The organism is Burkholderia stagnalis, assembly GCF_039848545.1.
In the GTDB taxonomy this organism is placed as follows: domain Bacteria; phylum Pseudomonadota; class Gammaproteobacteria; order Burkholderiales; family Burkholderiaceae; genus Burkholderia; species Burkholderia stagnalis.
This window is the reverse complement of sequence record NZ_CP156685.1, coordinates 3,083,766-3,108,821: the sequence shown is the minus strand read 5'-3', so window position 1 is coordinate 3,108,821 and position 25,056 is coordinate 3,083,766. Positions and strand designations below refer to the sequence as shown.

Genomic DNA, 25,056 nt, shown 5'->3' with positions numbered 1-25,056 from the left:
CGATGAAATCCAACCGACCCTTTCACCCGACCTCGGTCATCACGATCGATGGCCCGACCGCATCCGGCAAGGGCACCGTCGCGGCGCTCGTTGCCGCCCACCTCGGCTTTCACCTGCTCGACAGCGGCGCGCTGTACCGTCTCGCCGCGCTCGCGAGCATGCGCTACGACATCGCAGCCGAAGACGTCGACGCGCTCGTGAAACTGATCGACGATCTCCACATCACATTTCGCGAGGGCTGCGCGCAGCTCGACGGCGTCGACGTGTCGAACGACATTCGTGCGGAGGCGGTCGGCAATCGCGCGTCCGCGATCGCCGTGCATGCACCGGTGCGCACCGCGCTCGTCGCCCGCCAGCGCGCGTTCCGCAAGACGCCGGGCCTCGTCGCGGACGGCCGCGACATGGGCACGGTGATCTTCCCGGACGCCGTGCTGAAGGTGTTTCTGACGGCCAGCGTCGAGGCGCGCGCGGCCAGACGGCATAAGCAATTGATGCAAAAAGGTTTTTCTGCTAATATTGATAACTTGCTCCGGGATCTTCGAGAACGCGACGCGCGCGACAGCAATCGTGCGGCCGCGCCGTTGAAGCCCGCGGCAGACGCCAGGCTGCTCGATACGTCGGCGCTCTCGGTCGATCAGGCGGTCGATCAAGTGCTGCAGTGGTACCGGGCGCCCGGTCAGCCCGCCTGAGAAGGCGGGGTGGCGGTAGGTGCTTCGCGCGCAAGCGCGAAGCGTGTTTCAACCCTTAACCCCGTGTGGCTTTCGCTCTGGCCCTCGTAGCCGACCATTCCGGACGGCGCGGCCCTGCGATCCATGCACAATCAGATTTTTATGTCCGACCTGCAAACCTCCAACCCGAATACCGAATCCTTTGCGGCTCTGTTCGAAGAGTCGCTGACCCGCCAAGACATGCGCGCCGGCGAAGTGATTTCCGCCGAAGTCGTGCGCGTCGACCACAACTTCGTGGTCGTCAATGCAGGCCTCAAGTCCGAGGCTTACATTCCGATCGAGGAATTCCTGAACGATCAGGGCGAGGTTGAGGTGCAGGCGGGCGATTTCGTGTCCGTCGCGATCGACGCGCTCGAAAACGGCTACGGCGACACGATCCTGTCGCGCGACAAGGCGAAGCGCCTTGCATCGTGGCTGTCGCTGGAAAAGGCCCTCGACAACAACGAACTCGTCACCGGCACGATCACCGGCAAGGTGAAGGGCGGCATGACCGTGATGGTCAACGGCATCCGCGCGTTCCTGCCGGGTTCGCTGGTCGACACGCGTCCGGTCAAGGACACGACCCCGTACGAAGGCAAGACGCTCGAGTTCCGCGTCATCAAGCTCGACCGCAAGCGTAACAACGTCGTGCTGTCGCGCCGCGCAGTGATCGAAGCAACCCAAGGCGAAGAGCGCGCGAAGCTGCTCGAGACGCTGAAGGAAGGCGCGATCGTCAACGGCGTGGTCAAGAACATCACCGACTACGGCGCGTTCGTGGACCTCGGCGGCATCGACGGCCTGCTGCACATCACCGACATCGCATGGCGCCGCGTGCGTCACCCGAGCGAAGTCCTGTCGGTTGGCCAGGAAGTCACCGCGAAGATCCTCAAGTTCGACCAAGAGAAGAACCGCGTCTCGCTGGGCATCAAGCAACTGGGCGACGATCCGTGGGAAGGCATCTCGCGCCGTTACCCGTCGGGCACGCGCCTGTTCGGCAAGGTCACGAACATCACCGACTACGGCGCATTCGTCGAAGTGGAATCGGGCATCGAAGGCCTGGTCCACGTGTCGGAAATGGACTGGACGAACAAGAACGTCGCTCCGTCGAAGGTTGTCCAGCTGGGCGACGAAGTCGAAGTCATGGTCCTCGAGATCGACGAAGACCGTCGTCGTATCAGCCTCGGCATGAAGCAGTGCAAGCCGAACCCGTGGGATGACTTCAGCCGCAACTTCAAGAAGGGCGACAAGATCACGGGCGCGATCAAGTCGATCACCGACTTCGGCGTGTTCATCGGTCTGCCGGGCGGCATCGACGGCCTGGTCCACCTGTCGGACCTGTCGTGGAGCGAAGCTGGCGAGGAAGCCGTCCGCAAGTACAAGAAGGGCGACGAAGTGGAAGCGATCGTGCTCGGCATCGACGTCGAGAAGGAACGCATTTCGCTGGGCATCAAGCAGCTCGAAGGCGACCCGTTCAGCAACTACGTTGCAATGAACGACAAGGGTTCGATCGTCGACGGCGTGGTGAAGTCGGTCGATGCGAAGGGTGCCGTGGTCACGCTGACCGGCGACGTCGAAGGCTACCTGCGCGCGTCGGAAATCTCGCAAGACCGCGTGGAAGACGCTCGCAACGTGCTGAAGGAAGGCGACAAGGTCAACGCGATGGTGATCAACATCGATCGCAAGTCGCGCGGCATCAACCTGTCGATCAAGGCGAAGGATTCGGCCGAGCAGCAAGAGGCGATCCGTGGCCTGCAGTCCGACAGCAGCGCAGCGGCAACCGGCACGACGAACCTCGGCGCGCTGCTGAAGGCCAAGCTCGACGGCCAGAACCAGTAAGCCTTACGAGGTCTGCTGAAGTATGACCAAATCCGAGTTGGTCGCACAGCTGGCATCGCGATTTCCGCAACTTGTTCTCAAGGATGCGGATTTCGCGGTGAAAACGATGCTCGATGCGATGTCCGAAGCTCTGTCCAAAGGGCATCGCATCGAAATTCGGGGCTTCGGCAGCTTCGGCCTCAACCGTCGCCCGGCGCGCGTCGGGCGCAACCCGAAGTCGGGGGAGAAAGTGCAGGTGCCCGAGAAGTTCGTGCCGCACTTCAAGCCCGGCAAGGAATTGCGCGAACGCGTCGACGGCCGGGCCGGCGAACCGTTGAAGCCCGAGGACCCGGACGACGATCGTTGAACGTCATCCGGCCTGCCTGGAACCCATCCAGCAAAGGCTGAAGAAGAGCGCCCCCTCGCGGGGCGCTTTTTTGTTTTCGCGGCAAGCATTCGATGCGTGCCGGCGCACGCGCGAAACGGATGCGCTGTCGCAGAAACGCATCCTTTACAATACGGGTCGATTCGGCGTGGCGAGGGGGAGTCGCGTGCGCCGCGGTGAAATCTCAATCAAGAGAGGGCTTCATGAAATTTATCGTCTGGCTGATCCGGGTATTGGTGTTCGTGCTGTTGCTGGTGCTCGCACTGGCCAATACGCAAACCGCGACGCTGAATTTCCTCGCCGGGTACGCCTGGCAAGCTCCGTTGATCCTGATCGGTCTCGCCTTCTTCGCGGTCGGCCTGGCGGCCGGCCTGCTGTCCGCGCTGCCCTCGATCTTCCGCATGCGCCTCGAGAACGGGCGCCTGAAGCGCGACTTGCGCACGGCGCGCGAAACCCCGGCCATCGTCGACCAACCGCCGATGCCGCCGGTCATTTAACGACCCTGTGAGCCGCGCGAAACGCCGCGCGGTTTTCGTTTCCGCTTCGATATTTCGCATGGATCTGGATTTCTGGTGGTTGCTCGCGATTCCGGTCGCTTTTGCGCTTGGCTGGGCCGCATCGCGCTATGACCTGAAGAATCTGCTGTCGGAGAGCGCCAATCTGCCGCGCTCGTATTTCCGCGGCCTGAATTTTCTGTTGAACGAACAACCCGACAAGGCGATCGACGCGTTCATCGAGGTCGCGAAGCTCGACCCCGAGACGGTCGAACTGCACTTCGCGCTCGGCAACCTGTTCCGCCGCCGCGGCGAGACGGATCGCGCGATCCGCGTGCATCAGAACCTGCTGAGCCGCACCGACCTGCCCGTCAACGAGCGTGATCACGCGCTGTACGAACTCGGCCAGGATTTCCTGAAGGCCGGCCTGCTCGATCGCGCGGAAGAAACCTTCCACATGCTGGCCGACGGCGACCGCGCGCTCGGCGCGCAGCGTGCGCTGCTGACGATCTACGAGATCGAGAAGGACTGGAACAAGTCGATCGACACCGCGAAGCGCATCGAGTCGATGGGCGGGGGGCAACTCGGCACCGAGATCGCGCAGTTCCATTGCGAGCTCGCGCAGGAGGCGCTGCAGCGCAAGAACGCCGCGGCTGCCGCGGAGCAGCTGCGGCTCGCGCTGGTCGCGAATCCGCAGAACGTCCGCGCGACGATCCTGTCCGGCGATGCGGCGGCGGCGGCGGGCGACCACGCGGGCGCGATCGGGCACTGGAAGCGCGTCGAGGCGCAGAACCCGGCCTACCTGCCGCTCGTCGCCGACAAGCTGATGAAGGCTTTCATCGCGCTCGACCGGGCCGGCGAAGGCGCGGAGCTGCTGATGGGCTACGTCGACCGCTATGCGTCGAACGACCTGCTCGAGATCGCGTACCAGCACATCGCCGCATTGCGCGGGCAAGATGCCGCGCACGTGCTCGCGCGCACGCAGATGGAGAAGTCGCCGAATCTGTCGGGCATGCTGCACCTGCTCGATGCGCAGATCGCGGCGGCCGACGAACCGCGCCGTAAGGAGCTTGAAATGATGCGTGCGCTGATCAAGCAGCGCACCAAAAATCTGCCGCGGTATACGTGCCAGAATTGCGGTTTCCGGGCACGGCTCTTTTACTGGCAGTGCCCCGGTTGCAGCGGTTGGGAAACCTATGCGCCGCGCCGCGTCGAACCTGCCGTGCCGAACTGATCGGCGCGGGCGGGACGAACGCGATGCGGATGCCGCCGGGCCCGGCCCGGCGGCCAAGTCAGTCAATCACCGGGAACCCTTACCGGAACATCTATGAAAATCACCATCATCGGCACCGGGTACGTCGGTCTCGTCACGGGCTCCTGTCTCGCGGAAATCGGTCATGACGTCTTCTGTCTCGACGTCGATCCGCGCAAGATCGACATCCTGAACAACGGCGGCATGCCGATTCACGAGCCAGGGCTGCTCGACATCATCGCGCGCAACCGCGCGGCGGGGCGCCTGCGCTTCTCGACCGATGTCGAGGCGAGCGTCGCGCACGGCGAGATCCAGTTCATCGCGGTCGGCACGCCGCCCGACGAAGACGGCTCCGCCGACCTGCAATACGTGCTCGAGGCGGCACGCAACATCGGCCGCCACATGACCGGCTTCAAGGTGATCGTCGACAAGTCGACCGTGCCGGTCGGCACCGCGCAGCGCGTGCGCGGCGTGGTCGACGAGGCGCTGGCCGCGCGCGGCCTCGCGGGCAGCGTCGCGCACCGCTTCTCGGTCGTGTCGAATCCCGAATTCCTGAAGGAAGGCGCGGCGGTCGAGGACTTCATGCGCCCGGACCGGATCATCATCGGCGTCGATGACGACGAGGTGGGCGTGATCGCGCGCGAGAAGATGAAGAAGCTGTACGCGCCGTTCAACCGCAATCACGAGCGCACGATCTACATGGACGTGCGCTCGGCGGAATTCTCGAAGTACGCGGCGAATGCAATGCTCGCGACGCGCATCTCGTTCATGAACGAGATGTCGAACCTGGCCGACAAGGTCGGCGCCGACATCGAAGCCGTGCGGCGCGGGATCGGCTCCGATCCGCGCATCGGCTATCACTTCCTGTATGCGGGCGTCGGCTACGGCGGCTCGTGCTTCCCGAAGGACGTGCAGGCGCTGATCCGCACCGCGGGCGAGAACGGCCAGCCGCTGCACATCCTCGAGGCGGTCGAGGCGGCCAACCACGCGCAGAAGAGCGTGCTGATCGGCAAGATCGAGCAGCGCTTCGGCGCGGATCTGAGCGGCCGCGAGTTCGCGGTCTGGGGCCTCGCGTTCAAGCCGAACACCGATGACATGCGCGAGGCGCCGAGCCGCCGCCTGATCGCCGCGCTGCTCGAGCGCGGCGCGACGGTGCGCGCGTACGACCCGGTCGCGATCGAGGAGGCGCGGCGCGTGTTCGCGCTGGATCTCGGCGCGGACCCCGATGCGCTGTCGCGCCTGCATTTCGTCGACACGCAGGACGTCGCGGTGACCGGTGCGGATGCGCTCGTGATCGTCACCGAGTGGAAGGAATTCAGGAGCCCCGATTTCGCGCGCCTGAAGGCGGAACTGAAAGCGCCGGTGATCTTCGACGGGCGCAACCTGTACGAGCCGGATGCGATGGCCGAGCTCGGCATCGACTACTACGCGATCGGGCGTCCGCATGTCGATCCCCAGACCGTTTCCCGTGGATGACCGGACGATGAACGCCCCTCGTGAAATCGGCCCGGTGCCGCGCGAGCAGATCGCGCGCTCGCGCGTGCTCGTCGTCGGCGACGTGATGCTCGATCGCTACTGGTTCGGCAATGTCGACCGCATCTCGCCGGAAGCGCCGGTGCCCGTCGTGCACGTGCAGCGCCAGGAAGAGCGCCTCGGCGGCGCGGCGAACGTCGCGCGCAACGCGGTGACGCTCGGCGGCCAGGCCGGGCTGCTGTGCGTCGTCGGCTGCGACGAGCCGGGCGAGCGGATCGTCGAGCTGCTCGGCACGAGCGGCGTGACGCCGCACCTCGAGCGCGATCCGTCGTTGCCGACGACGATCAAGCTGCGCGTGCTTGCGCGCCAGCAGCAACTGCTGCGCGTCGACTTCGAGGCGACGCCGACGCACGAAGTGCTGCTTGCCGGGCTCGCGCGCTTCGACGCGCTGCTGCCGCAGCACGACGTGATCCTGATGTCGGATTACGCGAAGGGCGGCCTTACGCACGTGACGACGATGATCGCGAAGGCGCGCGCGGCCGGCAGGCCCGTGCTCGTCGATCCGAAGGGCGACGACTGGGAGCGCTATCGCGGCGCGTCGTTGATCACGCCGAACCGCGCGGAGCTGCGCGAGGTCGTCGGGCAATGGAAATCGGAAGACGACCTGCGCGGGCGGGTCGCGAAGCTGCGCGCGTCGCTCGACATCGACGCGCTGCTGCTCACGCGCTCGGAGGAGGGCATGACGCTGTTCTCCGGCGCGGGCGAGCTGCATGCGCCGGCGCTGGCGCGCGAAGTGTTCGACGTGTCCGGCGCGGGCGACACGGTGATCGCGACGGTCGCGACGATGCTCGGCGCGGGCGTGCCGCTCGTCGACGCGGTCGTGCTTGCGAATCGCGCGGCGGGGATCGTGGTCGGCAAGCTCGGCACCGCCACGGTAGACTACGACGAACTGTTTCACTGAGCGCATGCGCGCGGCGCGCTCGTTGCGCCGCGCGCTGCCTCGCCACTTTTTCAGACAGGACGACCATGACCCTCATCGTCACCGGCGCGGCCGGTTTCATCGGCGCGAACATCGTCAAGGCGCTCAACGAGCGCGGCGAGACGCGCATCATTGCGGTCGACAATCTGACGCGCGCGGACAAGTTCAAGAACCTCGTCGATTGCGAGATCGACGACTACCTCGACAAGACCGAATTCGCCGAGCGCTTCGCGCGCGGCGATTTCGGCAAGGTGCGTGCGGTGTTCCACGAAGGCGCGTGTTCGGACACGATGGAACACGACGGCCGCTACATGATGGACAACAACTTCCGCTACAGCCGCGGCGTGCTCGATGCGTGCCTCGCACAGGGCGCGCAGTTCCTGTACGCGTCGTCGGCAGCGACCTACGGCGGCTCGACGCGCTTCGTCGAGGAGCGCGAGGTCGAGGCGCCGCTCAACATCTACGGCTATTCGAAGTTCCTGTTCGACCAGGTGATCCGCCGCGTGCTGCCGGGCGCGAAGAGCCAGATCGCCGGCTTCCGTTACTTCAATGTGTATGGCCCGCGCGAGACGCACAAGGGCCGCATGGCATCGGTCGCGTTCCACAACTTCAACCAGTTCCGCGCGGAAGGCAAGGTCAAGCTGTTCGGCGAATACAACGGCTACGCGCCGGGCGAGCAGACGCGCGATTTCGTGTCGGTCGAGGACGTCGTGAAGGTGAACCTGTTCTTCTTCGATCATCCGGAGAAGTCGGGCATCTTCAACCTCGGCACCGGCCGCGCGCAGCCGTTCAACGACGTCGCGACGTCGGTGGTCAACACGCTGCGCGCGCTCGACAGCCTGCCGCCGCTGACGCTCGCACAGCAGGTCGAGCAGGGGCTGATCGAATACGTGCCGTTCCCGGACGCGCTGCGCGGCAAGTACCAGTGCTTCACGCAGGCTGACCAGACGAAGCTGCGCGCGGCCGGCTACGATGCGCCGTTCCTGACGGTGCAGGAAGGCGTCGACCGTTACGTACGTTGGCTGTCCGGCCAGGTTTAAGCCGGCGCGCCGATTCCTTAGACTGGGTCTCACGGTCGGCGGCCGCCGGCCGTTTTCACTTGGAGATCCGGAACATGATCAAGAAATGGTTCGCTGCGGCAGCCCTGTTCGGCGCGATCGCGTCGGCGTGGGCGGCCGTCGACGTCAATGCCGCGAGCGAGGATGCGCTCCTCGGCATCAAGGGCATCGGGCCCGCGAGGGCCAAGGCGATTCTCGACGAACGCAATGCGCGGGGGCCGTTCAAGAATGCGGACGACCTCGCGGCACGCGTGAAGGGGATGGGCGGTCACACCGTCGAGCGCCTGCAGCGCGAAGGGCTGACGGTTGGCGCGGCGCCGCCGGCTGCCGCGGCGAAATCCGCTGCCGCACCGACTGCCCCGGCCACGGCGACTGCGCCGGCCAAGCCCGGCGCGGCGCGCACCGCACAGAAATAGCGTTCGAGCGATCGCGTACGCGAGCCGGACGAACAGGCTCCTTCAGCCGTCGTCATTGCGACGGTTTCCCGCGGCATGCCGCGGGTTTTTTGCGTGGCGATGCCGCGCGCATGTCGTCGCCGGGTGGCGGGTATTCCATCGCGGCGAAGGGGGTAGAACGCGTGTGCTGCGTCGCTGGTTTACAATCGACCGATTGATCAGCCTCGTACTCACGGTATCTCCATGGCTTACAAAACTATCGAAGACACGATCGGCAACACGCCGCTCGTGCAACTGGTCCGCCTGCCGGATGACGAGATTCGCGCGCGCAACAACGTGATTCTCGCGAAACTCGAAGGCAACAATCCGGCGGGGTCCGTGAAGGATCGTCCGGCGCTGTCGATGATCCGCAAGGCCGAGCAGCGTGGCCGCATCAAGCCGGGCGATACGCTGATCGAGGCGACGAGCGGCAACACGGGCATCGCGCTCGCGATGGCCGCGGCGATCCGCGGCTACAAGATGGTGCTGATCATGCCGGAGGATCTGTCGGTCGAGCGCCGCCAGAGCATGGCCGCATACGGCGCGGAAATCATCCTCACGCCGGTGAAGGGCGGGATGGAGCTGGCGCGCGATCTCGCGGAGCAGATGCAGCGCGAAGGCAAGGGCGTGATCCTCGACCAGTTCGCGAACCTCGACAACCCGCTCGCGCACTACGAAGCGACGGGGCCGGAAATCTGGCGCGACACGGACGGCCGCATCACGCACTTCGTGTCGGCGATGGGCACGACCGGCACGATCATGGGCGTGTCGCAGTATCTGAAGGAGCGCAACGAGAAGATCGAGATCGTCGGCGCGCAACCGGAAGAGGGCTCGCGCATCCCGGGCATCCGCAAGTGGCCGGAAGCCTACCTGCCGAAGATTTTCGATCGCAGCCGGGTCGACCGCGTCGAGAGCGTGAGCCAGGCGGCCTCCGAAGCGATGGCGCGCAAACTCGCGGCCGTCGAAGGGATCTTCGCGGGCATCTCGTCGGGCGGAGCGTGCGAAGTCGCGATGCGCATCGCGCGGCAGGTCGAGAACGCGACGATCGTGTTCATCATCTGCGACCGCGGCGACCGCTACCTGTCGACGGGCGTGTTCCCCGCGTAAGCGACATCGTTCGCACGCAATAAAAAAACGCCGCGATGCGGCGTTTTTTGTTGTCCGTGCGTGATGCTTTACTGCGGTGCCTGCGTATTCGAGTCGGCGGGCGCGAGCGCACCGTTCGCTTCCATCTGCGCCTTCACGCTTTCGCCGAGCTCGTAGACCGCGAGCGCGTAGAAGAAGCTGCGGTTGTAGCGCGTCAGCACGTAGAAATTCTTGAGCCCGAGCATGTATTCGGTCGCGCGCCCCGGCGACGGCAGATCGACGACGGTCACCGGCGTGTCTGCCTCGCCGGCCACGTTGATCGTCGGCTCGTTGAGCGTCAGGCCCGCGCGCAGCAGTTGCGACAGTGCCCAGTGCGGCTCCGGCTGCCCGTCCGCCGCGGCTTGCGCGATGCCCTGGCTGCCCGTGTCGGGCGCGATCTGCCAGACCACCGGCCGGTTGGTTTCCCAGCCGTGCTGCTTCAGGTAGTTCGCGACGCTGCCGATCGCATCGGCCGGGCTGTTGCGCAGGTCGACGTGGCCGTTGCCTTCGAAATCGACCGCATATTCGCGGATGCTGCTCGGCAGGAACTGCGGGATGCCGATCGCGCCCGTGTACGAGCCGAGCACGGTCGTCGGGTCGAGCCGGCTGTCGCGCGTCCAGACGAGGAAATCCTCGAGGTTCTTGCGGAACGTCGCCTGGCGGCTGTCGCGGTTCGGCGTGTCCGGATAGTCGAAGGTGAGCGTCGTCAGCGCGTCGAGCACGCGGAAGTTGCCCATGTAGCGGCCGTAGATCGTCTCGACGCCGATGATGCCGACGATCACCTCCGGCGGCACGCCGAATTGCTCCGACGCGCGCTGCAGCGTCGCCTGGTTCGCTTTCCAGAACTTCACGCCCGCATTGATGCGGATCGGCTCGATGAAGCGCGAGCGATACAGGCGCCAGTTCTTGACCGACGGCGTCGGCGCGGGCTTCACGAGCTTGACCGCGGTCGCCGAGTAGCTCACGCGTGAAAACAGCGTGCGCAGGCTCGCCTGATCGAAGCCGTGGCGGCTCGCCATCTCGTCGATGAATGAATCCACCTGCGTATTGTTCGCGTAGCGCTGCGGGACGATCTCTTCCTCGAAGGTCTGCCCTTGCTGCGCCGCCTGTTGCGGCTGGGCCTGCGCGACGAGCTTGCCGGCGGGCTTCGCCGTCTTCGTCTGCGCGCCGGCCGGCGCGGCACAGAACGCGGCGGCGAGGACGGCGGCAATGAACGGGAGACGGAGGCGGGACAGCGCGGCGGGAGATGCGGCAGGCTTGTTGTAATTCATGACGAACCGGGTCGGACAGGGCGAATGTGTTCGGCGCAGTATACCCGACGCATCTGGCACATCGGGGCGGTTCGGCCTTCCGTTGTGGTAAGTTAGCGGCGAATTCGCGACAGACGATGGACCTTATCGATGGAGACCTGCGGCGCCGGCGCGCCGCGGACGACGCTTATGGCAACCGCCTTTTATACGCACCCCGACTGCATGCTGCACGAGATGGGGGAATGGCATCCGGAATGCCCGGCCCGGCTGTCGGCGATCCAGGACCAGCTGATTGCCAGCCGCATCGACGACCTGATCGCGCACGAGACCGCGCCGTTCGCGAGCGAAGTGGCGCTCGCGCGCGTGCATACGCAGGCGCATATCGACTATATCCGAAGCATGACGCCGGTCGACGGCTACGTCGAGATCGATCCCGATACGCTGATGAACCGCGATACGTGGCGCGCGGCGCTGCGCGCGGCCGGCGCCGCGATCGCGGCGACCGACGCGGTGATCGAGGGGCGCTACGACAATGCGTTCTGCAGCGTGCGGCCGCCCGGCCATCACGCGGAGCCGGCGCGCGCGATGGGCTTCTGCTTCTTCAACAACGTCGCGATCGCGGCGCGGCATGCGCTCGACGTGCACGGGCTCGAGCGCGTCGCGATCGTCGACTTCGACGTGCATCACGGCAACGGCACCGAAGCGGCGTTCGCGAACGACGAGTGCGTGCTGATGTGCAGCTTCTTCCAGCATCCGCTGTATCCGTTCTCGGGCGCCGAGCACCAGGCGCCCAACATGGTCAACCTGCCGATGCCCGCGCGCAGCAACGGGATGGCGATCCGCGAGGCGGTCGACATGTTCTGGCTGCCGCGCCTCGAAGCGTTCAAGCCGCAGATGCTGTTCGTGTCGGCGGGCTTCGACGCGCACCGCGAGGACGATATCGGCGGCCTCGGCCTTGTCGAGGCGGACTTCGAATGGCTGACCGCGCAGGTCGTGGACGTCGCGCGCCGTCACGCGCAGGGCCGCATCGTCAGCTGCCTCGAGGGCGGTTACAACCTGTCCGCGCTCGGGCGCAGCGTCGTCGCGCATCTGCGCGCGCTGGCCGGCATCTGACGCCGCGCCGCCGCGCTCAGCGCGCCGGCGCGCGCGCGTGAATCCACGCGATCAGCGCGCCGATCACGCGCTCGCGGTCGAGATCGTTCATCGTCTCGTGGAAGCCGCCCTCGTATAGCGTGAGCGTGCGGTCGGGCGAGCCGACACGCGCGCCGAACGCGCGGCTGCCGTCGGGCTCGGTCAGCTTGTCGTCGGTGCCGTGATAGACGAGCACCGGCACGCGCAGCGCGCCGCGGCCGCGTTCGATGCGCGCCATCGCATCGAGGATCTCCGCGCCGGTGCGCGCGGGCACGGCCGCGTGATGCACGAGCGGGTCGGTGCGGTTGGCCTCGACCACCGCCGGATCGCGCGACAGCAGCGCCGGATCGATCCGGATCGCCGGAAAGGTCGGCCACACGCGGCTGATCACGCGGCTGACCGCGAGCATCCAGCGCGGCACGTCGCGGCCCGGCGCCAGCGCGGGGCTCGACAACACAAGGCCCGCGAGCGTGCGGCCGCGTGCCGCCGCGCGCTCGATCGCATACAGGGCGGCGACCGCACCGCCCATGCTGTGCCCCATCAGGAACAGCGGCGTGCCGCCGCGCGCGGCCTCGTCGACGAGCGCATCCGCGTCGTTCAGGTAGCCGTCGAAGCGCTCGACCCACGCGCGCTTGCCGGGCGACTGGCCATGCCCGCGCAGGTCGACGGCGAGCACGTCGATGCCGGCCGCGTTCAGGCGCGCGGCGAGCGCGGCGTAGCGTCCCGCATGCTCGGCGAGGCCGTGCACGAGCGCAACCGTCGCGCGCGGCGTGCCTTCGCCGGCCAGCCAGCGGTACGACGCCAGCTCGAGCCCGTCGGCAGTGCGCAGCCGCCCCATGCGCGGCGGGTGCGACGCGGGTGGGGCGGAGGCGGGTGCGGCGGCCGGGCTCGGGGTGGCAGTCATCTGGCGTGTCTCCTTCGTTCGTTGGCAATCGCGCTCCCGATCATAGACGCCGCGCCGCCGCCACGCGCCAGCGCTGCCCTCTAATTTCGATCAGTTATGAAAAGATCGAAATCGATTATTAAGGGGAATTAGTGGATTGCGGTAGAATCGCCGGCTATTCCAGATGCATCGGCGGCCGACTGGCGGGGCCTGCACAGGCAGCTCCACAGCCGTCCGCCGTTTTGTTTACATGATCGAATTACGTAATCTGTCGCAGCGCTTCCCGGGGCCGAATGGATGGGTCGAGGCGCTGCACAACGTCAATCTGACGGTTCCCCAGGGCGAGGTGTTCGGCATCATCGGCCGCAGCGGCGCCGGCAAGAGCACGCTCGTGCGCACCATCAACCTGCTGACCCGGCCGACCGAAGGCAATGTCGTCGTCGGCGGGCGCGACCTGACGCTGCTGCCCGCGCGTGCGCTGCGTGAAGCGCGCCGCGAAATCGGCATGATCTTCCAGCACTTCAACCTGCTGTCGTCGCGCACGGTGTTCGACAACGTCGCGCTGCCGCTCGAGCTGGCCGGTGCGAGCCGCGCCGACATCGAGGCCGCGGTGCTGCCGCTGCTCGACCTCGTCGGGCTGTCCGCGCAGAAGGACCGCTATCCGGCGCAGATCAGCGGCGGCCAGAAGCAGCGGGTCGGCATCGCGCGCGCGCTCGCGAGCGAGCCGAAGGTGCTGCTGTCGGACGAAGCGACGTCGGCGCTCGACCCGGAAACGACCCGCGCGATCCTCGACCTGCTGAAGCGCATCAACCGCGAGCTCGGCCTGACGATCGTGCTGATCACGCACCAGATGGAAGTGATCAAGCAGGTCTGCGACCGCGTCGCGGTGCTCGATGCCGGGCGCGTGGTCGAGGAAGGCAAGGTCATCGACGTGTTCCTGCAGCCGCACCACGAAGTGACGCGCGCGCTGATCGGCGACGTGATCGCGCAGGAGCTGCCGCCCGCGCTGAAGGCGCGCGTGGCCGAGCGGCTCAAGACCGGCAGCGGCCACCTGCTGCGCCTCGCGTTCACGGGTTCGGGCGTCGACCAGCCGATCCTGTCGGAGACGATCCGCCGCTACGAGCTCGATTTCAACATCCTGCACGGCCAGATCGACGAGATCCAGGGCCAGGCATTCGGTTCGCTCGCGGTGCTCGCGGGCGGCGAGCCGGGCAAGGTCGGACAGGCGCTCGCGTTCCTGCGCGAGCAAGGCGTGGTGGTGGAGGAGCTTTCGTATGTTGAGTGAAATGTTCGACATGTTCGTGCAGTCGTTCTGGGAGACGCTGATCATGGTCGGCATCTCGGGCGTGGTCGGCGCGCTCGTCGGGCTGCCGCTCGGCGTGCTGCTGTACCTGACCGACCGCCAGGGCGTGCTGCAGAACCTTGCGGTGAACCGCGTGCTCGGCGGTATCGTGAACGCGGTGCGTTCGACGCCGTTCATCATCCTGCTGGTCGCGGTGATTCCGTTCACGCGGCTCGTCACCGGTTCGTCGATCGGCACCGCCGCGGCGGTCGTGCCGCTGACGCTCGCGGCGGCGCCGTTCATCGCGCGGCTCGTCGAGACCGCGCTGCGCGAAGTGGACCGCGGGCTGATCGAGGCCGCGCAATCGATGGGCGCGACGACCTCGCAGATCGTCTTCAAGGTGCTGCTGCCGGAATCGCTGCCGGGCGTCGTCGCCGGGCTGACGATCACGTTCGTGTCGCTCGTCGGCTATTCGGCGATGGCGGGCGCAATCGGCGGCGGCGGGCTCGGCGACCTCGGCATCCGTTACGGCTACCAGCGTTACCTGCCGGAAGTGATGTGGACGGTGGTCGCGATCCTGATCGTGTTCGTGCAGCTGGTGCAGTCGTTCGGCGACTGGCTCGTGCGGCGGCTCAGCCACAAATAAGACGACATTCTTGCGCTTGGGGGAAAGACGATGCAACGACGATTCATGCTGAAGCTGGCGGCGGCGCTCGGCGCGGCCACACTGTTCGCGGCGGGCGCAACGGCCCGCGCGGAGACCATCAAGGTCGGCGTCACGGGCGGCCCGCACGCGCAGGTGATGGAGGCGGTGAAGAAGGTCGCGGCAAAGAGCGGCCTCGACATCCGGATCATCGAGTTCTCCGACTATGTGCAGCCGAACGCGGCGCTCGCCGCCGGCGACCTCGACGCGAACAGCTACCAGCACGATCCGTATTTGCAGGCGCAGGTGAAGGACCGTGGCTACAAGCTGATCAAGGTGGCCGAGACCGTGACGTTCCCGATGGGCGTCTATTCGAAGCGCGTGAAGTCGCTGGCCGAGCTGAAGCCCGGCGCGCGCGTCGCGATCCCCAACGATCCGACGAATGGCGGCCGCGCGCTGCTGTTGCTGCAGAAGCAGGGCGTGCTGAAACTGCGTGCGGATGCGGGGCTGAAGGCGACGCCGCTCGACATCGTCGACAATCCGAGGAAGCTGAAGATCGTCGAGCTCGATGCGGCGCAGATTCCGCGCTCGCTCGGCGACGTCGACGCGGCAGCGATCAACACCAACTTCGCGATGGAAGCGGGGTTGAAGCCCAAACAGGACGCGATCGCGATCGAGGGTCCGAACGGCCCGTACGCGAACATCATCGCGATCCGCGAGGCGGACCGGAACAAGCCGTGGGTCGCGCAGCTGGTCGCGGCCTATCATTCGGCCGAGGTGAAGCAGTTCATCGAAGGCAAGTTCGGCGGCGCGGTCGTCGCCGCCTGGTAACGTGCGGTGCACGGGGCGCCCGGCGGCGATTAGAGTCGATGATCGAAAACCCGGGCTTTGCGTCCGGGTTTTTTCTCTTTTAAAATAGAACGACCGTTCGATATCATTGGCGCGTCGCCAAGAAGCGGTATCCTCGACATCCACGATGGATGGGTCCGCTTGGCCGCGCAGTCACGAGGCCTCGCTATAAAATGGCCTCTGGTCGTATTCGTAACTTTGGAGCGTGTGCATGAAAATCCTGGTGCCAGTGAAAAGAGTGGTCGATTACAACGTGAAGGTCCGCGTGAAGTCGGACAACACGGGCGTCGACATTGCGAACGTGAAGATGTCGATGAACCCGTTCGACGAAATCGCGGTTGAGGAAGCGGTGCGCCTGAAGGAAGCGGGCGTGGCGACCGAAGTGATCGCGGTGTCGGTTGGCGTGACGCAAGCGCAGGAAACGCTGCGCACGGCGCTCGCGATCGGCGCGGATCGCGCGATCCTCGTCGAGTCGAACGACGGCGTCGAGCCGCTGGCCGTCGCGAAGATCCTGAAGGCGCTGGTCGACAAGGAACAGCCGCAGCTGGTGATCCTCGGCAAGCAGGCCATCGACGACGACTCGAACCAGACGGGCCAGATGCTGGCCGCGCTGGCGGGCCTGCCGCAGGCGACGTTTGCATCGAAGGTGACGGTGGCGGACGGCAAGGCCACGGTGGCGCGTGAAATCGACGGCGGCGCGGAAACGCTGTCGCTGACGCTGCCGGCGGTCGTGACGACCGACCTGCGCCTGAACGAGCCGCGCTACGTGACGCTGCCGAACATCATGAAGGCGAAGAAGAAGCCGCTGGAAACCGTGAAGCCGGAAGACCTGGGCGTGGACGTGACGCCGCGCCTGAAGACGCTGAAGGTGGCGGAGCCGCCGAAGCGCGCGGCCGGCGTGAAGGTGCCGGACGTGAAGACGCTGGTCGAGAAGCTGAAGACCGAAGCCAAGGTGCTGTAAGGGGAGCGGAAAGAAATGACGATTCTGGTAATTGCAGAACACGACAACGCGTCGATCAAGGCGGCCACGCTGAACACGGTGGCGGCGGCGACGAAGATCGGCGGCGACATTCACGTGCTGGTTGCAGGCCACAACGCGCAGGGCGCGGCGGATGCGGCAGCGAAGATCGCTGGTGTTTCGAAGGTGCTGCTGGCCGACGCGCCGCAACTGGCCGAAGGCCTCGCGGAAAACGTCGAAGCGACCGCGCTGAACATCGCGAAGGATTACTCGCACATCCTCGCGCCGGCGACCGCCTACGGCAAGAACATCGCGCCGCGCATCGCCGCGAAGCTGGACGTCGCGCAGATCTCGGACATCACGGCAGTCGATTCGGCCGACACGTTCGAGCGCCCGATCTACGCGGGCAACGCGATCGCAACGGTGCAATCGAGCGACCCGATCAAGGTGATCACGGTGCGTGCGACGGGCTTCGATCCGGTGGCGGCCGAAGGCGGCAGCGCAGCGGTCGAGAAGATCGAAGCGGCAGCCGACGCAGGCAAGTCGCAGTTCGTGAGCCGTGAAGTGACGAAGCTGGACCGTCCGGAGCTGACGTCGGCGAACATCATCGTGTCGGGCGGCCGTGGCCTGGGCAGCGGCGAGAACTACACGAAGGTGCTGGAGCCGCTGGCCGACAAGCTGTCGGCGGCACTCGGCGCATCGCGCGCCGCAGTCGACGCCGGCTACGTGCCGAACGACTACCAGGTCGGCCAGACCGGCAAGATTGTCGCGCCGCAGCTGTACATCGCGGTCGGTATCTCGGGTGCGATCCAGCACCTGGCCGGCATGAAGGATTCGAAGGTGATCGTCGCGATCAACAAGGATCCGGAAGCGCCGATCTTCAGCGTGGCCGACTACGGCCTCGTCGGTGACCTGTTCACGCTCGTGCCGGAACTCGTGAGCGAACTGGGCTGATGCGGCGTGATGCGCCGCAGCTGATGCTTCAGCGGTAAGCACACGATACGAGGGGCGCGACGAGCGCCCCTTTTTTTACGCCATAAGCAGAAGAAGGAGGAGCAACGATGAGCTACATCGCCCCCGTCAAGGACATGCTGTTCGTGCTGAAGGAACTCGCCGGCATCGACGCCGTCGCGCAGTTGCCGGGCTTCGAGGATGCGGGTTTCGACACCGCGCAGGCCGTGCTCGACGAATCCGCGAAATTCTGCGGCGAGGTGCTGGCGCCGCTGAACGTCGAAGGCGATCGCAACCCGAGCAGCCTGAAGGACGGCGTCGTGACCGCGACGCCGGGCTTCAAGGAAGCGTTCCGCCAGTTCGTCGAAGGCGGCTGGCAAGGGCTGCAGCATCCGGCCGAATACGATGGCCAGGGCCTGCCGAAGCTGATCGCGACGCCGTGCATCGAGATGCTGAACGCGTCGAACCTGTCGTTCGCGCTGTGTCCGCTGTTGACCGACGGCGCGATCGAGGCGCTGCTGACCGCGGGCACCGAGGAGCAGAAGCAGCGCTACGTGCCGAAGCTGATCTCCGGCGAGTGGACCGGCACGATGAACCTGACCGAGCCGCAAGCGGGCTCCGACCTCGCGCTGGTGCGCTCGCGTGCCGAGCCGCAGGGCGACGGATCGTTCAAGGTGTTCGGCACCAAGATCTTCATCACGTGGGGCGAGCACGACATGGCGGACAACATCGTCCACCTGGTGCTGGCGCGCACGCCGAACGCGCCGGAAGGCGTGAAGGGCATTTCGCTGTTCATCGTGCCGAAGTTCCTGGTGAACGAGGACGGCTCGCTGGGCGCGCGCAACGACGTGCATTGCGTGTCGATCGAGCACAAGCTCGGCATCAAGGCGAGCCCGACCGCGGTGCTGCAGTACGGCGACCACGGCGGCGCGATCGGCTATCTGGTCGGCGAGGAGAATCGCGGGCTCGAGTACATGTTCATCATGATGAACGCGGCGCGCTTCGGGGTCGGGATGCAGGGGATCGGCGTGGCCGACCGCGCATACCGGAAGGCGGCGGAATTCGCGAAGGAGCGCGTGCAGAGCCGGCCGGTCGATGGCTCGGCCAAGGAATCGGTGACGATCATCCACCACCCGGACGTGCGCCGGATGCTGGGCACGATGCGCGCGCTGACCGAAGGCGCGCGGGCGCTGTCGTACGTGGCGGCGGCGCACAGCGACGTTGCCCACCGCCATTCGGACGAGGCGACGCGTGCGCGTCATCAGGCAATCTACGAGTATCTGGTGCCGGTGGTGAAGGGCTGGAGCACGGAGATGGTGAACGACGTGGCGAGCCTGGGCGTGCAGGTGCACGGGGGGATGGGCTTCATCGAGGAAACGGGCGCGGCGCAGTACTACCGCGATGCGCGGATCCTGGCGATCTACGAAGGCACGACGGCGATCCAGGCGAACGACCTGGTGGGCCGCAAGACGGTGCGCGACGGCGGCGCGGTGGCGAAGGCGCTGATCGGCGAGATCGGTCAGACGGCTGAAGCGCTGGGCAAGCTCGACGGCGCGGCGGCGGCATCGACGAAGGCGCAGCTGGAGAAGGGCGCGCGGGCGCTGTCGGCGGTGGTCGATTACGTGGTGGCGAACACGAAGCGCGACCCGAATGCGGTGTTCGCGGGCAGCGTGCCGTACCTGAAGCTGGCGGGCGTGGTGCTGTGCGGGTGGCAGATGGGCCGCGCGCTGGTGGCGGCGCACGCGAACCGCGCGAGCGACCCGGCGTTCTACGACGCGAAGATCGCGATCGCGCAGCACTATGCGGAACACGTGCTGGTGCAGGCGGAAGGGCTCGAAGCGTCGATCGTCGGCGCGAAGGGCGGCGACGGCGTGCTCGCGCTGACGGAAGACCAGTTCTGATCGGGGAACGGTATCCGTTGAAAAGCTGAAAGGCGCCCGAGGGCGCCTTTCAGCTTTGCTTGCTCGCGGCCCGCACGGCAGCGGGCCGGCGCGACTTACGCGTAGGCGGGGCGCGTCTGGCCGGCCACGTCCTTCAGGTAGCGATGCACCGACAGGTCGTCTGCCTGAATTGCGGGCATCTTGCCGGAGATCAGGTCGGCGATCAGCTGACCCGAACCGCACGACATCGTCCAGCCGAGCGTGCCGTGGCCGGTGTTCAGGAACAGGTTCGACACCGGCGTGCGGCCGACGATCGGCGTGCCGTCCGGCGTCATCGGGCGCAGGCCCGTCCAGAACGTTGCCTTCGACGTATCGCCGCCGCCCGGGAACAGGTCGTTCACGCACATTTCGAGCGTTTCGCGGCGCGCGTCGCGCAGGCGCTTGTCGAAGCCGACGATCTCCGCCATCCCGCCGACGCGGATGCGCCGGTCGAAGCGCGTGATCGCGATCTTGTAGGTTTCGTCGAGCACCGTCGACACGGGCGCCGCCGCTTCGTCGACGATCGGCGCGGTGATCGAATAGCCCTTGAGCGGATAGACCGGAATCTTCATCAGGTTCGAGATGAAGCGCGTCGAGTACGAACCGAGCGCGACGACGTACGCATCCGCGCGCACCATCTCGCTGCCGCACTGCACGCCTGCGATCTTGCCGCCCGCGATCGCGAGCGCGTCGATCGGCGTGTTGTAACGGAACTTGACGCCGAGCCCTTCGGCGAGCGCGGCAAGGCGCGTCGTGAACAGCTGGCAGTCGCCCGTCTCGTCGCCGGGCAGGCGCAGGCCGCCCGTCAGCTTGTGCGACACCGCGGCGAGCGCCGGCTCGGCGTTCTTCAGCTCGGCGGGCGACAGCAGTTCGAACGGCACGTTCGCGTCGCGCAGCACGGCGATGTCCTTCGCTGCGCCGTCGAGCTGCTGCTGCGTGCGGAACAGCTGCAGCGTGCCGCCCGTGCGGCCTTCATATCCGATGCCGGTGTCGGCGCGCAGCGCCTGGATGCAATCGCGGCTGTATTCGGCGAGCCGGACCATGCGGCCCTTGTTGACCGCATAGCGCTCGGCCGTGCAGTTGCGCAGCATCTGCCACATCCATTGCAGCTGGAAGCGGGTGCCGTCGAGGCGGATCGCGAGCGGCGCGTGCTTTTCGAACATCCATTTGACGGCCTTCAGCGGCACGCCGGGCGCGGCCCACGGCGCCGCATAGCCGGGCGAGATCTGGCCTGCGTTCGCGAAACTCGTCTCGAGCGCCGGACCGGCCTCCCGGTCGATCACCGTGACTTCATGACCGGCGCGCGCGAGGTAATACGCGCTTGCCACGCCCACCACACCGCTGCCCAGAACGACGACTCGCATAGCTGCTCCACAAGGAAGAATCGGATCGAGGCCGGTCGCACCCGCGACTCCGTGTAACCTCTATCTGACCTAGTTTTTTGCGCTATGGTATTGTCGAATGACCAGGTTTTGTTATCGTATTTTTTCGCTTTTCAGCAGAATCACATGAGAACTCAACGGCAGCCGGTACGCACGCTCGACAAGCTCGACCGGCGCATCCTCAAACTGCTTCAGAACGACGGCCGGATGGCGATGAAGGACCTCGCCGAGCAAGTCGGGCTCACCGTCACGCCGTGCATCGAGCGCGTGCGGCGCATGGAGCGCGACGGCGTGATCACCGGCTATCACGCGCGCGTCGATCCGGCCCAGCTTGGCGCGGCGCTGCTCGTGTTCGTCGAGATCACGCTCGGCCACAAGGGCGGCAACATGTTCGAGCAGTTCCGCCGGGAAGTGATGAAGATCGACGAGGTGCTCGAGTGCCACCTCGTGTCCGGCGACTTCGACTACCTGATCAAGGCGCGCATCGGCGAGATGGCCGACTACCGCAAGCTGCTCGGCGACATCCTGCTGCAGCTGCCCGGCGCGGTGCAGTCGAAGAGCTATGTCGTGATGGAGGAAATCAAGGAGACGCTGACGATTTCGGTCGACGAATAGGCGCCTGATTTCACCCTTGGCACGTCGCGCCGAATACTGTATAAATATCCAGTATTCGGCGCGAATGATGGGGTGTGGAGATGGGCGGTCGATCCGACAACGAATTTCCGGTTGCGCCGCCCATGCCCCGCAAGGGGCGCGGGGCGGTCGACAACCTGCAGGGGCGGTACGAAACGGCGTTGCGCGAGGCGGTCGACGATGGCTGGGCGCACGAGGCGGATGATGCCGACCTGCCGGCGCCGCTGCGCACGCAGGTGTTCGAGGAGCGTGCGAAGAGCATCCTCACGCGCAACCAGTCGCCCGACATTCCGTTCAGCGTGTCGCTCAATCCGTATCGCGGCTGCGAGCACGGCTGCATCTATTGCTTCGCGCGGCCGACGCACAGCTATCTCGGCCTGTCGCCGGGGCTCGATTTCGAGAGCCGCATCTATGCGAAGGTCAATGCGGCCGAGCTGCTCGAGCGCGAGATCGCCCGGAAAAGCTACGTGCCCGAGCCGATCGCGCTCGGCGTCAATACCGATGCCTATCAGCCGGTCGAACGCGACTTGCGCATCACGCGCAGCGTGATCCAGGTCATGCACGATCACGGGCTGCCGTTCGCCGCGATCACGAAATCGTCGCTGATCGAGCGCGACCTCGACCTGCTCGCTCCGATGGCCGAGCGCGGGCAGGTGATGGCGGCGGTCACGATCACGACGCTCGACGCGGATCTCTCGCGCACGCTCGAGCCGCGCGCGGCGACGCCGGCCCGCCGGCTGCGCACGATCCGCGCGTTGCGCGAAGCGGGGGTGCCGGTCGGCGTGAGCATCGCGCCGGTCATCCCGTTCGTCACCGAGCCGGACATGGAACGGGTGCTCGAGGCATGCGCGGAAGCGGGCGCGACACACGCGAGCTACATCATTCTGCGGCTGCCGTGGGAGGTCGCACCGCTGTTCAGGAACTGGCTGGATGCGCATTTCCCGGATCGGGCGGAGCGCGTGATGAACCGGGTGCGCGACATGCGCGGCGGCAAGGACTACGACTCGGATTTCGGCAAGCGGATGAAGGGTGAGGGGATCTGGGCCGATCTGCTGAAGCAGCGCTTTCGGCAGGCGGTCAAGCGGCTGGGGTTGAACGAGCGCGCGAACGGTATTCTCGATCTGTCGCAGTTTCGGGGCGCTCGGGATGTTGCGGGAACGGGGGCCGTGCCGCGTGTGAATGCGCGGTCAGCCGGCGCGGCGCTACGCGACGATTCGCAGCTGAGTTTGTTCTAATCGAGCGCACGTCGCGTCGCCGGCCCGGCAGGCGCCCCGTGCGTCGTCCTTGTTACTGGGAAATCTGCTTGGCCGCTTCGACCTGCGTTTCGAAATACGTCTGAAACGACAGCGCGAGCGCGGTCATCAGCAGGAACGCGCCGATCAGCAGCGAGAAAATCACGACGAAGATCACCGTCCAGCCCGAACGGCTGTGCCGGCCGGTGTCGGCGTTGAATTGCGCGTCCCACTTGTCATCAGCGCGCAGGCCGTAGACGATCGCGGCGAGAAACGCCGCCAGCAGCGAGATCGCGCCGGGAACGGCCAGCCACCAGCCGAGGCCGGCGGTGCGCTGGGTGGCCGCGAGCAGCAGGAAGCCCGGGACGCCGACGATCGTCGCGAGCAGGTGCGCCCAGCCATAGACGTCCCGGAAACCATACAGGTAGAAACGGTGCGCGCCGATCGAACCGAACAGGAACGCGAGGGCGGCGGTGAGCGTCTTGGAGCGGAAGCGGCGGAGCGGGGCGGTGCTGCTGGACATGGATGGCGGGCAGATTGTCGTTGGCATGGGCTGCCGGCAAGGCGGCGCGGGCGTGCGGCCCGGCACGCATTCTACGATGCCGCGGGTGAGGCGGTCACCTGCGGTCTGCGTCACGGTGCCGCATAGGTCACGCGATAGATCGCGCCGGCATGATCGTCGCTGACGAGCAGGGAGCCGTCGGGCAGCGGCAGCACGTCGGCCGGCCTGCCCCAGACGGTGCCGTCGCGCCGCAGCCAGCCCGTGATGAAAGGCGTCTGGCGGGCGTGGCTGCCGTCCGCCGAGACGACGACGCGCATCACGCGGTAGCCGACCTTCGTGCTGCGGTTCCACGATCCGTGCTCGGCGATGAAGATGTTGTTGCGGTATGCGGCGGGAAACATCGTGCCTGTATAGAAGCGCATGCCGAGCGCCGCGACGTGCGCGCCGAGCTTCAGCACGGGCGCGGTGTAGCGGCGGCAGGCGTCCGGGCTGCCGAATTCGGGGTCGGGCGTGTCGCCGCCGTGGCAATACGGAAAGCCGAAATCGAGGCCGGCGCGCGGCGCGCGATTGAGCTTGTCGTCGGGCACGTCATCGCCCATCAGGTCGCGGCCGTTGTCGGTAAACCACAACTCGCCCGAATCCGGATGCCACGCGAATCCAACCGTGTTGCGCACGCCGCGCGCGACCACCTCCCGATGGCTGCCGTCCGCATTCATCCGCGCGATGACTGCGTAGCGGTCGCGGTCGGCGACGCACACGTTGCACGGCGCGCCGGTCGGCACGTACAGCTTGCCGTCGGGGCCGAACGCGATGAATTTCCAGCCGTGATGGTGTTCGGTCGGCAACGCATCGGTGACGACGACGGGTTTGGGCGGTGCGGCGAGCTGGTCGTCGATGCGGTCGAGGCGCACAATACGCGACACGGCCGACACGAACAGCGCGCCGTCGCGATAGGCGACGCCGACCGGCATGTCGAGCCCGGATGCGATCACGTAGCGCGCGCTGATCTGCCCCTTGTGCACCACGAGGGCATGCACGCGGCCTTCGCGGCTGCCGACATACAGGATACCGCGTGGCGACCACGCCATTTCCCGTGCGGCCGGCACCGCGTCGGTCAGCACAGACACGCTGAAGCCGGGTGGCACGACGAGTTCGTCGACCGGCAGCCGGCCGGCGGCGAAGGTCGTGGCGGAGGCGAGGCAGGCGATGCCGGCAAGCAGCCCCGCAAGGCGGCGCTCAGCGCGGCGCGCCACGGCGCGAAGCGGTGGCATGGCGGCGTCGGACGGTGATGGACAGCACGATTGTATGCCCGGCCGGAAGGGCGTTTGCCGATTTTTTGCGCGTAAGTGTTTGTTGTGCCACTGGTTTTCAGCTATAATCGCGTGTTTCAGTAGTTTCGAACCCGGTTTTCCCGAAGGATTTCATATGGTTATCATCCGTCTGGCTCGCGGCGGCTCGAAGAAGCGCCCGTTCTACAACATCGTTGCTACCGATTCGCGCAACCGTCGTGACGGCCGCTTCATCGAGCGCGTCGGCTTCTACAACCCGGTCGCGACGAAGGGCGAAGCGCTGCGTATCGCTCAAGATCGTCTGACGTACTGGCAAGGCGTTGGCGCGCAACTGTCGCCGACCGTCCAGCGTCTCGTGAAGGAAGCGCAAAAGGCGCAACCGGCTGCCTAACATGGCGCGGTGTGCCGGTCGTGCCGGCTGCGAGGTGTA

Annotated in this window: 25 protein-coding genes; 20 read left to right on the top strand and 5 right to left on the bottom strand. The window is 66.4% G+C overall.

Annotated features, from left to right (window positions below):
- The first annotated feature begins 2 nt into the window (after positions 1-2).
- From cmk to cysM, 10 genes are all read left to right on the top strand, one after another.
- A complete protein-coding gene (cmk, locus tag ABFO07_RS14390; RefSeq protein ID WP_347467701.1) occupies positions 3-689 on the top strand; it encodes a (d)CMP kinase in 687 nt (228 codons plus the stop codon).
- Between the two features lie 141 nt (positions 690-830).
- Complete coding sequence (gene rpsA / locus ABFO07_RS14385) at positions 831-2,543, top strand: 30S ribosomal protein S1 (RefSeq protein ID WP_059563423.1); 1,713 nt, start codon at positions 831-833, stop codon at positions 2,541-2,543.
- A 22-nt stretch (positions 2,544-2,565) separates the two neighbouring features.
- Positions 2,566-2,889 (top strand): integration host factor subunit beta, encoded by a 324-nt coding sequence (locus ABFO07_RS14380; RefSeq protein WP_026044908.1) that lies wholly within the window; start codon positions 2,566-2,568, stop codon positions 2,887-2,889.
- 221 nt (positions 2,890-3,110) lie between these two features.
- A complete protein-coding gene (locus ABFO07_RS14375) occupies positions 3,111-3,404 on the top strand; it encodes a LapA family protein (RefSeq protein ID WP_059563424.1) in 294 nt (97 codons plus the stop codon).
- Between the two features lie 58 nt (positions 3,405-3,462).
- Positions 3,463-4,635: a lipopolysaccharide assembly protein LapB gene (lapB, locus tag ABFO07_RS14370; protein ID WP_059909922.1), complete on the top strand. Its 1,173-nt coding sequence runs from the start codon at positions 3,463-3,465 to the stop codon at positions 4,633-4,635.
- 93 nt (positions 4,636-4,728) lie between these two features.
- Positions 4,729-6,129, top strand: coding sequence for a UDP-glucose dehydrogenase family protein (locus ABFO07_RS14365; protein WP_059909924.1), 1,401 nt, complete (start codon positions 4,729-4,731; stop codon positions 6,127-6,129).
- 7 nt (positions 6,130-6,136) lie between these two features.
- Entirely contained in the window at positions 6,137-7,087 is a 951-nt protein-coding gene (rfaE1, locus tag ABFO07_RS14360) for a D-glycero-beta-D-manno-heptose-7-phosphate kinase (RefSeq protein ID WP_059563427.1), read from the top strand.
- 65 nt (positions 7,088-7,152) lie between these two features.
- Complete coding sequence (gene rfaD / locus ABFO07_RS14355) at positions 7,153-8,145, top strand: ADP-glyceromanno-heptose 6-epimerase (RefSeq protein ID WP_059563428.1); 993 nt, start codon at positions 7,153-7,155, stop codon at positions 8,143-8,145.
- Positions 8,146-8,219: 74 nt separating this feature from the next.
- Complete coding sequence (locus ABFO07_RS14350; protein WP_059802218.1) at positions 8,220-8,579, top strand: ComEA family DNA-binding protein; 360 nt, start codon at positions 8,220-8,222, stop codon at positions 8,577-8,579.
- A gap of 222 nt (positions 8,580-8,801) precedes the next feature.
- Complete coding sequence (gene cysM, locus ABFO07_RS14345) at positions 8,802-9,704, top strand: cysteine synthase CysM (protein ID WP_017333096.1); 903 nt, start codon at positions 8,802-8,804, stop codon at positions 9,702-9,704.
- 68 nt (positions 9,705-9,772) lie between these two features.
- Here cysM and mltB read toward each other — a convergent pair whose 3' ends face one another.
- Positions 9,773-10,993, bottom strand: coding sequence for a lytic murein transglycosylase B (mltB, locus tag ABFO07_RS14340; RefSeq protein WP_059563430.1), 1,221 nt, complete (start codon positions 10,991-10,993; stop codon positions 9,773-9,775).
- A 168-nt stretch (positions 10,994-11,161) separates the two neighbouring features.
- Here mltB and ABFO07_RS14335 point away from each other — a divergent pair, with 168 nt between their 5' ends.
- A complete protein-coding gene (locus ABFO07_RS14335) occupies positions 11,162-12,085 on the top strand; it encodes a histone deacetylase family protein (RefSeq protein WP_059885058.1) in 924 nt (307 codons plus the stop codon).
- Positions 12,086-12,101: 16 nt separating this feature from the next.
- Here the strand turns inward: ABFO07_RS14335 and ABFO07_RS14330 are convergent, their stop codons facing one another.
- Positions 12,102-13,007 carry an alpha/beta hydrolase gene (locus ABFO07_RS14330; protein WP_060270515.1) on the bottom strand — a complete coding sequence of 302 codons (906 nt, stop codon included), beginning with the start codon at positions 13,005-13,007 and terminating at the stop codon, positions 12,102-12,104.
- 229 nt (positions 13,008-13,236) lie between these two features.
- Between ABFO07_RS14330 and ABFO07_RS14325 the strand changes: the two genes are divergently transcribed.
- The 6 genes from ABFO07_RS14325 to ABFO07_RS14300 all read left to right on the top strand — a co-directional run bounded on the left by ABFO07_RS14325 (position 13,237) and on the right by ABFO07_RS14300 (position 19,570).
- Complete coding sequence (locus tag ABFO07_RS14325; protein ID WP_059563432.1) at positions 13,237-14,271, top strand: methionine ABC transporter ATP-binding protein; 1,035 nt, start codon at positions 13,237-13,239, stop codon at positions 14,269-14,271.
- Positions 14,261-14,914 carry a methionine ABC transporter permease gene (locus ABFO07_RS14320; protein ID WP_059563433.1) on the top strand — a complete coding sequence of 218 codons (654 nt, stop codon included), beginning with the start codon at positions 14,261-14,263 and terminating at the stop codon, positions 14,912-14,914. The genes ABFO07_RS14325 and ABFO07_RS14320 overlap by 11 nt, the downstream gene beginning before the upstream one ends.
- Positions 14,915-14,944: 30 nt before the next feature.
- The gene (locus ABFO07_RS14315; protein ID WP_059802212.1) at positions 14,945-15,742 is read left to right on the top strand and encodes a MetQ/NlpA family ABC transporter substrate-binding protein; all 798 of its coding nucleotides are present in this window, start codon (positions 14,945-14,947) and stop codon (positions 15,740-15,742) included.
- 229 nt (positions 15,743-15,971) lie between these two features.
- The gene (locus tag ABFO07_RS14310; protein WP_059891614.1) at positions 15,972-16,721 is read left to right on the top strand and encodes an electron transfer flavoprotein subunit beta/FixA family protein; all 750 of its coding nucleotides are present in this window, start codon (positions 15,972-15,974) and stop codon (positions 16,719-16,721) included.
- A gap of 15 nt (positions 16,722-16,736) precedes the next feature.
- Positions 16,737-17,672: an electron transfer flavoprotein subunit alpha/FixB family protein gene (locus tag ABFO07_RS14305; protein ID WP_059884855.1), complete on the top strand. Its 936-nt coding sequence runs from the start codon at positions 16,737-16,739 to the stop codon at positions 17,670-17,672.
- Positions 17,673-17,779: 107 nt separating this feature from the next.
- Positions 17,780-19,570: an acyl-CoA dehydrogenase gene (locus ABFO07_RS14300; protein ID WP_322233678.1), complete on the top strand. Its 1,791-nt coding sequence runs from the start codon at positions 17,780-17,782 to the stop codon at positions 19,568-19,570.
- Between the two features lie 95 nt (positions 19,571-19,665).
- On the opposite strand, the gene ABFO07_RS14295 is transcribed toward ABFO07_RS14300, so the two are convergent.
- Positions 19,666-20,952 carry a D-amino acid dehydrogenase gene (locus tag ABFO07_RS14295; protein ID WP_059921163.1) on the bottom strand — a complete coding sequence of 429 codons (1,287 nt, stop codon included), beginning with the start codon at positions 20,950-20,952 and terminating at the stop codon, positions 19,666-19,668.
- 144 nt (positions 20,953-21,096) lie between these two features.
- Between ABFO07_RS14295 and ABFO07_RS14290 the strand changes: the two genes are divergently transcribed.
- Together ABFO07_RS14290 and ABFO07_RS14285 are read left to right on the top strand one after the other, a co-directional pair.
- Positions 21,097-21,585 (top strand): Lrp/AsnC ligand binding domain-containing protein, encoded by a 489-nt coding sequence (locus ABFO07_RS14290; RefSeq protein ID WP_017333107.1) that lies wholly within the window; start codon positions 21,097-21,099, stop codon positions 21,583-21,585.
- Positions 21,586-21,665: 80 nt separating this feature from the next.
- Positions 21,666-22,838 (top strand): PA0069 family radical SAM protein, encoded by a 1,173-nt coding sequence (locus tag ABFO07_RS14285; protein ID WP_322233654.1) that lies wholly within the window; start codon positions 21,666-21,668, stop codon positions 22,836-22,838.
- A gap of 52 nt (positions 22,839-22,890) precedes the next feature.
- On the opposite strand, the gene ABFO07_RS14280 is transcribed toward ABFO07_RS14285, so the two are convergent.
- Positions 22,891-23,358 (bottom strand): NINE protein, encoded by a 468-nt coding sequence (locus ABFO07_RS14280; RefSeq protein WP_059885707.1) that lies wholly within the window; start codon positions 23,356-23,358, stop codon positions 22,891-22,893.
- Positions 23,359-23,468: 110 nt separating this feature from the next.
- Entirely contained in the window at positions 23,469-24,608 is a 1,140-nt protein-coding gene (locus ABFO07_RS14275) for a PQQ-dependent sugar dehydrogenase (RefSeq protein WP_060350741.1), read from the bottom strand.
- 154 nt (positions 24,609-24,762) lie between these two features.
- Between ABFO07_RS14275 and rpsP the strand changes: the two genes are divergently transcribed.
- Positions 24,763-25,017 carry a 30S ribosomal protein S16 gene (gene rpsP / locus ABFO07_RS14270; protein WP_006400702.1) on the top strand — a complete coding sequence of 85 codons (255 nt, stop codon included), beginning with the start codon at positions 24,763-24,765 and terminating at the stop codon, positions 25,015-25,017.
- The last annotated feature ends 39 nt before the right edge of the window (positions 25,018-25,056 follow it).